The organism is Halalkalibacter nanhaiisediminis (assembly GCF_007830185.1).
GTDB classification, from domain to species: domain Bacteria; phylum Bacillota; class Bacilli; order Bacillales; family Bacillaceae_D; genus Halalkalibacter; species Halalkalibacter nanhaiisediminis.
The window spans coordinates 24,635-37,644 of sequence record NZ_VLKZ01000010.1 but is presented as its reverse complement, the minus strand read 5'-3'; the positions used below and the strand labels follow the sequence as shown (position 1 = coordinate 37,644).

Here is a 13,010-nt window from a genome sequence, read left to right as displayed (position 1 = left end):
TTATAAAGACACCAGCATTTGGTTGGGCTGATTATATTTTCATGGTTGAGTGAAGGGCTATCTTAGGGATTAAGGATGATTTGAGGAGGAAATTCATGAAGCTTCAATTTCTATCAAATAAAAAAGCTAAACAATCTTCAAATGAAAACCGTATAAGTGAAGAAGAAGTGACGATTAGGGTATCAAAAGAAGTCCAAGTACAGCTTGATCTGATTCATTTTAATAAAAAGGATTTGGTTCTTGTTAAAGGGCTGCAACCACTTATCGAGGAGAATATAGAATCGATTGTCGATCAATTTTATAAAAACTTAGAGTTCAATAGTGGGTTAAAAGCAATTATTAATGACCATAGCTCGGTTGAACGACTGAAGGTAACATTGAAAAGGCATATTCAAGAAATGTTTAATGGCGTTATTGATGAACTGTTTATTAAGCAACGAGTGACGATTGCCATCACCCATGTAAGAATTGGGTTGCAGCCGAAATGGTATATGTGCGCGTTTCAAGACTTATTAGAATCGATTATTGATATTATAGATGAATATTATGAAGATCGCGACGAAAGTCTTGCTGCTATAAAAGCTGTATCAAAAATATTAAACTTTGAACAGCAGTTAGTATTGGAAGCGTATGAAAACGAAACAGATCGAATCATTCGCGAAGACCGAGCTAAACAAGATCGACTTGTTGCCAAAGTGAGTGAAACTGCTGAAGAATTAGCGGCTATATCAGAAGAGACAAGCGCTGCTACAGATGAGCTAAAGTCTAGATCCGAAGAAGTTCTTACATATAGTCAAGAGACCTCAAATCATTCCCAAGAAGTAGAAATGATTTCAAAAGAAGGTGCAGTGAAATTACAAGAACAGTCTGAGCAAGTAAACAAAATCGATGATAACATGGGTAAAATTTCAGAAGAAATGAATATCCTTAAAACAACAGCTGAACAAATTAATGAAATTGTTAGCTTAGTTCAATCAATTGCTGCGCAGACAAACTTACTTGCCTTAAATGCAGCAATTGAATCTGCTAGGGCAGGGGAGGCAGGAAAAGGCTTTGCTGTGGTCGCTGAAGAAGTACGTAAGCTATCTGATCAAACGAAGAACTCCGTTAGTAAGGTATCTGAGCTCATTGTCCGTACGAATGATCAAATCGATGTGATGTCAAACTATATTACCGATGTAGATCATTTAGTCAAAGAAAGCACAAATGGATTACAAGAGACAAGTGACTTTTTTAAGAAAATTGTTCAATCGACTGAACAAAGCAACGTTCAAAATTCAAATGTAGAAAAAGAGCTTAAAAATATGGCGCTTGTTATAGAAGAGATCAATAACGCAACATCACAGCTTGCGATGTCAGCTGATCAGTTAAATAATATTACAAATGAATCATAAACAAAGTAAAAAGGATAGCAGCAGCTATCCTTTTTCATGCGGATTGACAAACTTACTTTTTCAAAGCGTCCGTAATTTGTGGAACGATTTGTTTCTTTCTTGAGACAACGCCTTCTAATAGAGCTACGTTGTTATCTAATTGTACATTGAACGCTTCATTAACAGCTTGTGTAGCAGAACCGAGTGCTAATGCTTTAGAATCGTTATTTAAGATGTCTGTCACGACAAGAAGGAAAAGATCTAAATTCTTTTCTTTAATAACACCGTCAATCGTTGCTTCTATTTCACTTTTCTTTGCGAATACTTCTTCTACATCAACAGCGTTGACTTGTGCGATTTCTACTTTGTAATCACCCATTTGGAACTCTTTTGCATCAAGAGAAATTAATTCATCTACTGTTTTGTCGCTAAGGTCAGCACCAGCTTTTAACATGTCTAATCCGTATGCTTCACTATCTACTCCAGCAATGTCAGCTAGCTTTTGTGCTGTTTTGATATCTTCCTCTGTGCATGTTGGAGATTTAAATAATAGAGAATCAGAGATAATAGCAGAAAGCATAAGTCCAGCTATTTCTTTTGGAATCTCAATTTCATTTTCTTTATATAGCTTGTACAAAATGGTTGCTGTACAACCAACAGGCTCAGCGCGGTAATACAATGGATCGCTTGTTTCAAAATTTGCAATTCGGTGGTGATCAATGACTTCTAGGACACGAACTTCATTAATATCATCAGCGCTTTGTTGGCTTTCATTGTGATCGACAAGAATGACTTCTTTTGCAACGCTAGCAACGGCTTCTACTAAACGAGGTTCTTTCGCTTTAAAATAATCTAATGCAAATTTTGTTTCTCCGTTAATTTCACCTAAACGTATTGGTTCTACGTTCATGTTTAATTTTGTTTTTAAATCAGCGTAGGCAATAGCAGAACAAATTGAATCTGTGTCTGGGTTTTTGTGACCGAAAATAAGTACTTTCTCCATAATGACACTCCTTTAGTTTATCGAGATTTTGATAGACATTCCTTTTATAACTTAACATAATTCGAGGTTGAAACGGAATATTGAAAATCAGATATTTCCCTTTTTTATTCAAATATTTTGCAAAAAACTGAATGAACCACTCTTTTTACTTGGAATTTGTAATGGAAATAGGGTGAAGCGTACTAATTTTCCATGCACATGTTGGGTCGCTAATGTATAGCATACAATGATAGATCTACATTAGAGGAGGAAATAAAGTGCTCGCTGAACAGGGGATCTACTTTATTTATACCGTTAAGCCTAATGATACGTTGTATGGTATTGCTACAAAGTTAGAAAGTACGATTGAGGAAATTGAACAGCTAAACGGGCTTTATCCTCCTTTCACAGATCCAGGTCTGATTTTTTTGGGGCAAGAACTAATTGTTCCCAAGCGTGATGGCTAAGCGACACAGGTGTTTTATTTTTGAATCCAGGTGACACGTTAAATTTGATCGCGAGCAAGTTTTCTGTCGATGTAAGGAGAATGATCAATCTGAATCCTCAATTAACCAATCCAGATGAGATTATGGTTAATCAAATGATTGTCATGCCACTTAGGGTTCATATTGTTGAAGAAGGAGAATTTCTTTGGAGGATTGCTAAACAATATGCAGTGCCGATTCAAGCGATTATTCAAGCGAATCAAAGACGACAGAGCTTCTCAAATGATGTTATTTTTACTGGTTTTGGGATTTTGATTCCTGAAGTAGGTGTGGAATAAAAGAGGCCAAGAAGTGATAAAGGAAAGGACCTTTATCACTTCTTATTACATATAAGGTTTAAAAAAGATCCATTCAAGCTCCATAATAGCCCATTTGACGCTGTAAATCGACACTTTATAAAGATGCATTGTGACAGTGAAATAATTTTTATAAGATAAAGAAACTAGGGTATTTTTCGTTAATAGCATAAAAATAAAGTAATATCCCCGTTTTATGGTAAAAAACTGAATGTTCTGTTCATTGCACAGCGGTGAAAAGAGTAGTAGATGAAGAGTGCTGAAAAGGGGTCATTGAATTGAGTAAAATCAACCAGCTTCTCGAGTTGATTAAAAATCATGAATCTGATGAATACAGTGTGTTAAAAGAGCTGTGTACTGACGAATATTTCTTGGACTATTTTTTTAAATATTATCCTGACGGTGTGTTTTATATTGATTTACATGGAAATGTACGTTATTACAATGAATCGGCTAAAAGAATTCTTGGCCTAGATGATAACAAGGTAATCGATCAGCTGAATCGCTTCCTTCATGATACTTTTGATTTAAATGATGAAAAGTGGTTTGCTGATGTTATGGAGCAGCCTGTGAAAATGGGTGTTAATAAGAAAGATAATCAATTGACAGGACCAATTTTAGTGGAAATTTTATATATGCCAATTTCACTTGGAAACGAATTAGTCGGGGTTCTTGGCCTTATTCATGATATAACGGAATTTAAATTGACAAAAGATCTGCTAAAAAAGAATCAGCAACAGCTTTTAACGATTTATGAGAATGTTGATAGTGTGTTATGGTCTGTAGATACGAAAAATCAAACAACAGTATATATTTCTACGTCTATTATCGATTTAATAGGGGTCTCTGCTGAGGTATACAAGGAGCGGCATTTGAATTGGCAAGACTTTATCCATCCTGATGATGTGGAACATTATCGAAAACAGAAACCGATGCTGCTTAATGGTCAAAAAGTAAAACATGAGTATAGGGTTATTCATATAAATGGTGACGTTCGTTGGGTTCAGGATTATACGATTCCGATTTTAAATGAGGATGGCGAGCTCTTTCGTTTAGATGGTGTTATTGTAGATATTACCGAACAAAAAGTACTTGAAGAGAAAAAAATGAGACTCATCTACTACGACCATTTAACAGAATTACCTAACAAAAGATATTTAATTGAAAAGATAAATGGGATGGTTGAAGCTGAGCTTCCTTTTTCTCTTATTTACTTCGATCTTGATCGTTTTAAGTACTTGAATGACACGCTAGGACATACGATTGGAGATCGCTTATTGCAGGCTTTTTCAGTTAGAGTCGCCTCCGTTATACAGGAGCAGAATCTGTTAGCGCGAATAGGTGGAGATGTGTTTGCAATTGTAGTCAGAAATAATGATAGCGATATTGTTCCATATGTCGAACGAGTTTTACGGGTTTTAAAAAGCCCTTTTCACATTGAAAAATTTGAACTTTTTATTTCGACAAGTATTGGTATTACTTGTTATCCTACTGATGGGAAAAATAGCCATAAACTATTAAGTAATGCTCAGATGGCCTTAAGTATGGCAAAGGATTTAGGGAATAATTCTTATCAAATCTATACTCCAACTATGAAAGGTGAGCATGAAAATGAATTTAAGCTAGAATCTGATTTGAGACGAGCATTAATTCAAAATGAGTTATTTGTTGAATTTCAACCACGAGTAGATGTGATCACAAATGAAATTGTGAGCGCCGAGGCTTTAGTAAGGTGGGAACACCCAGAAGGTGGGCGGATACCTCCGGGTTTGTTTATTCCTTTAGCGGAGCAAAGTGGGTTGGTTTCGGATATCGGCGAGTGGGTATTAAATCATGTCTGCGAGCAGTTAAAGACATGGATAAAGGACGGTTCACATCTAGTTGTTCCGATCTCCGTAAACTTATCGGCTCAAACATTTATGAGAAGAAATTGGGAGCGGACTTTATGTTCATTATTAGATCAAAATCAGATTCCGCCACATTTAATTGAATTCGAAATTACTGAGAGTACGATTATTAAAAATGAGGAAATCATGTCGGAAGCCCTCGCATACTTACATGAAAAAGGGATTAAAGTCGCGTTAGATGATTTTGGGACTGGCTTCTCCTCTCTTTCATATTTAAAGAAATTTGAGATTGATACATTAAAAATCGATAAATCTTTTATTCAAGGAATCCAAAACAAAAAAGATATAGCGATTATTCGTTGTATTATACAATTGGCTAAAGAATTAAACATTCGAGTTGTTGGTGAAGGGATTGAAACAGAGGAACATTTAACGATGTTAAAAGAACTCGAGTGTGATGAAATACAAGGCTTTTACCTCAGTAAGCCAGTCAAACATGAGCAGTTTCGTGAATTATTACGGAAACGAGTGCTTTGAATATAAGAAGAAACACTCCAGTCTAAAAAAGAAGGGAGTGTTTTTTGTTATTTGCATAATAATCAAAGTCGTTAGTTATTTTGTATGTGAAAAGATATAACAGAGTTCATTTTTTTCAAAAGAGAGTATGCCATAATCAAAAGAAATAGATAATATACTGAATATTTGCAAATAAGACATTTTACATTGCTGGAGGTTTACGATGGGAAATCAAAAGCTAGTTGTGATAGGAAATGGTATGGCTGGGGTCCGCTCTGTCGAAGAAATTTTAAACATTCAATCTAGCCAATTTGACATCGTGGTGTTTGGAAGTGAACCACATGCTAACTATAATCGAATCTTGCTTTCATCAGTTTTGCAAGGGAATACATCCATTGAGGCAACTGAAATTAATAGTCGTGAGTGGTATGCCGAGAAAAGGATAACATTGTATTCAAATGAAGCAGTTATCAAAATAGAACGTGATCAAAAATTAATTAGAACAAATCAGAATCGTGTTGTTGGATATGACAAGCTTATTATTGCGACGGGTTCAACACCATTTGTGATACCGGTACCAGGCAGCGAAAAAGAAGGAATTCTATCGTTTCGAACGATTGAAGACTGTGAGAAGTTGATTGAAGCTTCGAAGTCTTATAAGAAAGCTGTTGTAATTGGCGGAGGCCTACTTGGATTAGAAGCAGCAAGAGGGCTCTTACATTTAGGTATGAATGTTGATGTCGTCCATCTTGGTGACTGTTTAATGGAAAGACAGCTAGATAGGACAGCATCAACATTACTGCAGCATGAATTAGAAAAACAAGGGATGCATTTTTTATTAAATAAAGCGACTGAAGAAATAATTGGAGGAAAGCGGGTAGAAGCGGTTCGATTTAAAGATGGTTCCGAAGTAGAGGCTGATCTGGTTATTATGGCTGTAGGAGTGAGGCCAAATATTCAGTTGGCGATTGATAGTGGACTAGAAACAAATCGTGCCATCATCGTCAATGATCATTTGCAGACAAGTGATCCAGATATTTACGCTGTTGGGGAATGTGTTGAGCATCGTGGGATGGTATACGGGTTAGTCAAACCACTTTATGAGCAAGGTAGAGAATTAGCGAAGCATATATGCGAGAAACCTAGCAGGGGTTATCAAGGTTCTGTTCTTTCAACGCAACTAAAAATTTCAGGTATTGATGTCTTTTCTGTTGGTGAATTCCATGATGATGACAATGTAAAAAGTGTGAAAATCTTTGACGAAGTAGAAGGCATCTATAAGAAGGTCGTCTTTAGAGACGGGATTGCTATTGGTGCAGTTCTGTTTGGTGATACGCGTGATGGGTCTAAGTTAATTGATTTCATTAAGAAAGGAGCAGAAGCGGAAGTTGTTAAAGCTACTGTTTTAAATCAGTCAATAAGTAGTAATGAAAATAGAATCGCATTAATGGAACAATCTGAGGTGATTTGTCAGTGTAATAATGTGTCAAAAGGAGCCATTCTTGAAGCTGTTCAAACAGGTAGATTAACGACGGTTGATCAAATTAAACAATCGACCAGAGCATCTGGGTCTTGCGGTGGCTGTAAATCATTAGTTTGTGAGTTGCTGACTTATACGCAAAGTGATGACTTTGATGAATTTATTGAGGCTAAATCATTATGTGACTGTACGACATTAACAGAAAACGAAGTCGTAGAAGAGATACAACAAAGACAACTAAAAACGATCGATGACGTCAGAATACAACTTGATTGGAGTAGCTTCGAAGGCTGTTCAACCTGTACGGCTGCTGTTCAATATTATTTAGGGATGATCTATTCAGGAGATCGCGATGAGCAAGTGATGAAAGGAAAATATCTTGGTGTGTCCTTACAGGATGATGGAATGTATACTGTTACTCCACAAATGTATGGCGGAATGGCAACAGTTGCTGATTTGCGAAGAATCACGTATTTAATGGAAACGCATGACATCTCCTCTGTCGTTTTATCCTCTACTCAACGAATGCAGCTAATGGGGATAAAGAAAGCCAACTTAAAAGCAGTCATGAGAGAACTAGGTATGAAAAAAAAGACTCCATTTAAGTATACCGTTCAAAGTGCTAGAACATATTTAAGTGAATCTATATCTGTGCGTGATAAGAAAGAATCTCTTCAGTTGTCAGTGGTACTTGATAAAAAATTAGAATGCATACACACTCCTCAACATATCGCAATAAGTGTATCTGCAAGTCAACATAACTTTGAGGCTAAGCTTCACGATATTGCCTTGATCAAGATCAATAGAGGATGGGAATTGTATCTAGGTGGTCAGTTTAGTCGTGTGCCTGAGGAAGGGTCACTTTTATGTATAGCAGACACGAATGAAGAAGCGATTTCAATTACGACAGCGTTGGTGCAGTATTACCGTGAGACGGCCAATTATTTAGAAACAACAAAGGATTGGATGAATCGGGTAAGTATGGTTCATGTACGAGAAGTGTTATTCGATCTCGATCTTCGCGAGGATTTACTTGGGAGATTTCAAGTAGATGTATCAAAGAAGGACCTTAAAGAATGGTCACTGAATTGAATTTGTTTTACTAGAAACTGAATTATTAACGATCATTGAAAGTCACAAAAAGAGCACCCAAAAGGATGTGAAATGATGACGGACCTTTTACTAAAATACTTTCGTACGAAGCAACAGCAAGTCCAGTCAGAGAGGACTTATGATACGCAGTGTCCATTTTGTAGTATGCAGTGTAAAATGCAAGTCATTGAACAATCTGTTGTCACGCGTAAACGCTATAAAACTATTGCAAAGGACAACCCCACATCAGAGGGGCGTCTTTGTGTAAAAGGATTAAATGCCCATCAACATGCAACTCATCGCGACCGAATTAAATATCCATTATTAAAGGTAAATGGTGGTTTTGAGCAAATTACGTGGGAGCGGGCTTTAGCTATTATTAAGGAAAAGTTTGAAGAGATCCAAAAAGAACATGGCAAAAACGCTGTATCTGTATACGGCGGGGGATCTTTAACAAATGAAGAGTCCTATTTACTAGGTAAGTTTGCTAGAGTGACGCTCAAGACGAAATACATTGATTATAATGGACGTTTTTGTATGTCAGCAGCTGCATCTGCGGCTAATCAAGCGTTTGGGATTGACCGAGGCTTAACAAATCGATTATCCGAAATCGAGGAAACAGATTGTATGATTTTATCAGGAACAAATATTGCAGAATGTCAGCCAACCATTATGCCTTATTTTGAACGAGCGAAGGAAAATGGGACCTATGTGATTGTAATTGATCCGCGGAAGACGGAGACAACCAAATTAGCTGATCTCCATTTGCAACTTAAGCCAGGAACAGATGCAGCTTTAGTGAATGGGCTATTGAAAGTTTTGCTTGATGAAGGGTACACTGACGCCTCTTTTATAGAAGAACGAACAAAGGGCTTTAAGGAAATAGAACAGCACCTTTCTATGATGAAATTAGAAGAGATATCTGAGCATACAGGTGTTGCAATTGCTGATATTCAAAAGGCAGCTCGAGTCTTTGGTGCAAAGAAGACGGGAATGATTTTTACAGCTCGAGGAGTCGAACAACAGACAGATGGATATATGGCGGTGCGGAATCTTTTAAATATGCTGATGGTGACAGGGAAGATTGGCAAACCTAGCTGTGGTTACGGAGCAATCACTGGTCAAGCAAATGGGCAAGGTGGCCGTGAGCACGGACAAAAAGCCGATCAATTACCAGGATATCGCTCTATAGAAAATGAAGAGCATCGTGCTTATATCGCAAATATATGGGGGATTGAAAAGGAAGATTTGCCGCGAAAAGGTGTCTCGGCTTATGAGATGTTTGAAAAAGTCCATGAGGGCGATATTAAAGCAATGTTTATCATGGGCTCAAATCCAATCGTTTCGAATCCAAATGCTACCTACGTCAAAGAGGCATTAAAAAAATTAGAGTTTCTCGTTAGTGTCGATATGTTTATCTCGGAAACAGGTCAATTAGCTGATTTGATTTTACCGACAACGTCTTATTTAGAAGACGAGGGAACGATGACAAACTTAGAAGGGCGTGTCACGCTAAGGGAAGCTTCGAAAGAGAAACCTGGTCAAACAAAGCATGATTGGGAGATCCTTTGTGAGATTTCTAGGGTGATGGGAAAGGAGAAATATTTTTCGTTTACATCAGCAGAAGACATATTTAATGAGCTGAGAGTAGCGAGTCGTGGCGGTGTAGCTGATTATTACGGGATTACCTATGAGCGTATTAGAAAAAATGATGGGATGTTCTGGCCATGTCCAACGCTTGAGCATGAGGGGACAGAAACGCTATTTGAAGAGTCATTTCAACATACAGATAAAAAAGGAATCATGATTGTCGTAGCAAACGAGTCAAATGTACCAAAAGAAAAAGCTAGTAATGAATTTCCGCTATATTTAACGACAGGTCGGATTATGTCTCATTACTTAACAGGAGTACAAACGAGGAAAAGTGCAGCTTTGGCTGCAAGGAATGTTGAATCACATCTTCAAATTCATCCAGAGACAGCATTTAAATATGGTATTCGAGACAATATGCTAGTCGAGATCGAATCGAAAAGAGGAAAAATCGAGGTTAGGAGCCTGTTATCGAATGAGATTAGACAAGATACGGTTTTTGTCCCATTCCACTGGGCAGACTCTCAAAATGTTAATAACCTAGTATCAAAGGAATTAGACCCAACGTGCAGAATGCCTGGATTTAAAGTAACAACTGTAAAAGTTAAATCGGTTCACGAACAAGTCAATCAATAATCAAGGAACAGGAAGTTTGCTCAAGTGGACTTCCTGTTTTTTGAATATAGAAGAAATCTAGGTTCGAAAGGTAGTTTAATGCTTGTTTTGCTCACATTGGTTAAATTACATGTAAGAATATATAACACGTTTCCACATGAAAAGTTATTCTTCCATTACACTGATAATTAAGAAAGAACGGTTCAGATAAATCCGAAAAATGAAAAGAAGCTAATCTAGAGGAATTTTTCTTTAGTATGAATAGGAGAGGATCGTAATGAAAGAGAAACTGGTACTAATAGGGAACGGAATGGCAGGCATTCGTACACTAGAGGAAATCTTGAAAAAGGATCCAGATCGCTACAGTATGACGGTGTTTGGTGAAGAGCCACATCCGAACTATAATCGTATCTTATTATCTTCGGTATTACAGGGAGATGCGGACGTTAATGATATTGTGTTAAATGATTATGATTGGTATGCCAAACATCAAGTCTCGCTCCATACAGGAGATCCAGTTGTTAAAGTAGATACAAAAAAACAAATTGTTACAAGCGCGAGCGGCACGCAATGTTACTACGATAAATTGATTTTCGCAACTGGTTCAAATCCGTTTATGTTGCCATTGCCAGGAGCGGATAAAGAAGGGGTTATCGCTTTTCGTAATATAAAAGACTGTGAAACGATGATTGAAACATCAAAGAACTACAAAAAAGCAGTTGTCATTGGTGGAGGCTTGCTAGGTTTAGAGGCAGCACGAGGTTTACTTAATTTGAATATGGAAGTTAATGTCATTCACATTGCTGATTTTTTAATGGAAAGACAGTTGGATGAACCAGCAGGCAAGATGCTACGTGAAGAGCTTGAAGCGCAAGGGATGAAGTTCCACCTTAAGAAAAACACAGAGAAAATTATTGGGAAAAATCGTGTTGAAGGTATTCGTTTTACAGATGGCACGAGTATAGATACAGACCTTGTTGTCATGGCAGTAGGGATTAGACCGAATATTGAACTCGCCAAGCAGAGTGGTCTTAAGACAGACAGAGCCATTGTGGTAAATGATTACATGGAGACAAACGTGCCTAATGTTTATGCCGTTGGTGAATGTGCCGAGCATAGAGGAATTGCATATGGACTTGTTGCTCCGTTGTACGAGCAAGGGAAAGTATTAGCAGAACATATTTGTACAAGAGAAAATACAATAACTCCTGGATACCAAGGCTCCATCGTTTATACACAATTAAAGGTATCTGGTGTCGATGTGTTCTCTGCAGGGAAATTTCAAGATAATGAGCAAACAAAGGCGATTCGTGTGCATGATGAGTTTGAAGGAATTTATAAAAAAGTCGTTGTTCAAGATAACAAAGTAATTGGAGCTGTTCTTTTCGGTGATACAGCCGATTCGCCTCGTCTTTTGCAAATGATGAGAGAGGGTCAAGATATTTCTAATATGAGTAAAGTAGCTATCTTGCCGTCAGAAAATAGTTCGGATTCCAAAGTAAGTCCAGTAGCGACGATGGCAGATAGTGAAACGATCTGTGGGTGTAATGGGGTGTCAAAAGGTGATATTTGTACAGCGATCACAGAACGAGGATTAACAACGGTTGAAGAAGTAAAACAATGCACAAATGCCTCGCGTTCATGTGGGGGTTGCAAACCGCTAGTAGCCGATCTCCTTGCGTTTACAACTGGTGAAGCTGTGACAAATACGAAGGAGCCGATGTGTGGCTGTACTGACTTAACACATGAAGAGGTCGTTGCTGAAATTCGTGAGTTGGGCTTATCTTATCCAAGAGAAGTGATGAATGTACTTGGATGGAATTCTGATGAAGGATGTTCAAAATGTCGTCCAGCCATTAACTACTACTTAGGAATGGTTGATCCAATTAAGAATAAAGACGATCATACGTCGCGTTTCATCAACGAACGGGTTCACGCCAATATTAATCATAACGGCACATTTACCGTCGTTCCAAGAATGTACGGTGGTGTTACCAACTCGGAGCAATTACGTAAAATTGCTGATGTTGCTGATAAATACAATATTCCTCTTTTGAAGGTAACTGGAGGACAGCGAATCGATTTATTTGGTGTCGAGAAAGAAGATTTACCAAAAGTGTGGGGCGATTTAGGAATGAGATCAGGTTCTGCTTATGCCAAAGCGCTTCGTACGGTTAAAACGTGTGTAGGGGAGCAGTTCTGTCGTTTTGGTACGCAAGATTCAATTGGCCTTGGCATTGAGCTTGAGAAAAAATTTGAGTACATTAATACACCGCATAAAGTGAAAATGGCTGTATCGGCTTGTCCACGAAATTGCGCTGAGTCTGGTATTAAAGACTTCGGTATTGTCGGTGTAGAAGGTGCTTGGGAGCTTTATGTAGCTGGGAATGGTGGTGTCGATCTTCGTCGTGGTGATCTGTTCTGTAAAGTAAAAACAAAAGAAGAAATCATCGATACGATTAGTGCGTTTATGCAATATTACCGTGAAAATGCGAGATACCTAGAGCGTACATCTCACTTTGTTGAACGTGTTGGTTTGGATCATATGAAGAAAGTCATTCTTGAAGATAAAGAAAATTTCAAGGCGTTAATTGAAAGAATGGATATTGCTCTTTCTAATCGTAAAGACCCTTGGAAGGAAATTGTTGATAGCGAGGAAAAACAAAAAGAACTATTTGAGAAGAAGCAAGTTGAAGTAATGAAGTAATGAAGT

The 13,010-nt window shown here is 37.6% G+C and carries 8 protein-coding genes; 7 read left to right on the top strand and 1 reads right to left on the bottom strand.

Annotated elements, in window-relative coordinates:
- The first annotated feature begins 95 nt into the window (after positions 1-95).
- Positions 96-1,394: a globin-coupled sensor protein gene (locus tag IQ10_RS15415; RefSeq protein WP_144451384.1), complete on the top strand. Its 1,299-nt coding sequence runs from the start codon at positions 96-98 to the stop codon at positions 1,392-1,394.
- A gap of 52 nt (positions 1,395-1,446) precedes the next feature.
- Here IQ10_RS15415 and IQ10_RS15410 read toward each other — a convergent pair whose 3' ends face one another.
- Positions 1,447-2,376: a manganese-dependent inorganic pyrophosphatase gene (locus tag IQ10_RS15410; RefSeq protein WP_144451383.1), complete on the bottom strand. Its 930-nt coding sequence runs from the start codon at positions 2,374-2,376 to the stop codon at positions 1,447-1,449.
- Positions 2,377-2,633: 257 nt separating this feature from the next.
- On the opposite strand from IQ10_RS15410, the gene IQ10_RS15405 reads away from it, so the two are divergent.
- From IQ10_RS15405 to nirB (IQ10_RS15380), 6 genes are all read left to right on the top strand, one after another.
- Positions 2,634-2,822, top strand: coding sequence for a LysM peptidoglycan-binding domain-containing protein (locus IQ10_RS15405; RefSeq protein WP_158640061.1), 189 nt, complete (start codon positions 2,634-2,636; stop codon positions 2,820-2,822).
- A gap of 20 nt (positions 2,823-2,842) precedes the next feature.
- A complete protein-coding gene (locus IQ10_RS15400; protein WP_144451381.1) occupies positions 2,843-3,139 on the top strand; it encodes a LysM peptidoglycan-binding domain-containing protein in 297 nt (98 codons plus the stop codon).
- 296 nt (positions 3,140-3,435) lie between these two features.
- Positions 3,436-5,541, top strand: coding sequence for a sensor domain-containing protein (locus IQ10_RS15395; protein ID WP_144451380.1), 2,106 nt, complete (start codon positions 3,436-3,438; stop codon positions 5,539-5,541).
- Between the two features lie 202 nt (positions 5,542-5,743).
- A complete protein-coding gene (gene nirB / locus IQ10_RS15390; RefSeq protein ID WP_144451379.1) occupies positions 5,744-8,092 on the top strand; it encodes a nitrite reductase large subunit NirB in 2,349 nt (782 codons plus the stop codon).
- Between the two features lie 75 nt (positions 8,093-8,167).
- A complete protein-coding gene (gene nasC, locus IQ10_RS15385; protein ID WP_144451378.1) occupies positions 8,168-10,318 on the top strand; it encodes an assimilatory nitrate reductase catalytic subunit NasC in 2,151 nt (716 codons plus the stop codon).
- Between the two features lie 256 nt (positions 10,319-10,574).
- Complete coding sequence (gene nirB / locus IQ10_RS15380; protein WP_144451377.1) at positions 10,575-13,004, top strand: nitrite reductase large subunit NirB; 2,430 nt, start codon at positions 10,575-10,577, stop codon at positions 13,002-13,004.
- The last annotated feature ends 6 nt before the right edge of the window (positions 13,005-13,010 follow it).

Coding starts and splice junctions, on each gene's coding strand:
- IQ10_RS15415 (WP_144451384.1), top strand. CDS start 96: ATGAAGCTTCAATTTCTATCAAATAAAAAAGCTAAACAATCTTCAAAT.
- nirB (WP_144451377.1), top strand. CDS start 10,575: ATGAAAGAGAAACTGGTACTAATAGGGAACGGAATGGCAGGCATTCGT.
- nasC (WP_144451378.1), top strand. CDS start 8,168: ATGACGGACCTTTTACTAAAATACTTTCGTACGAAGCAACAGCAAGTC.
- IQ10_RS15410 (WP_144451383.1), bottom strand. CDS start 2,376: ATGGAGAAAGTACTTATTTTCGGTCACAAAAACCCAGACACAGATTCA.
- nirB (WP_144451379.1), top strand. CDS start 5,744: ATGGGAAATCAAAAGCTAGTTGTGATAGGAAATGGTATGGCTGGGGTC.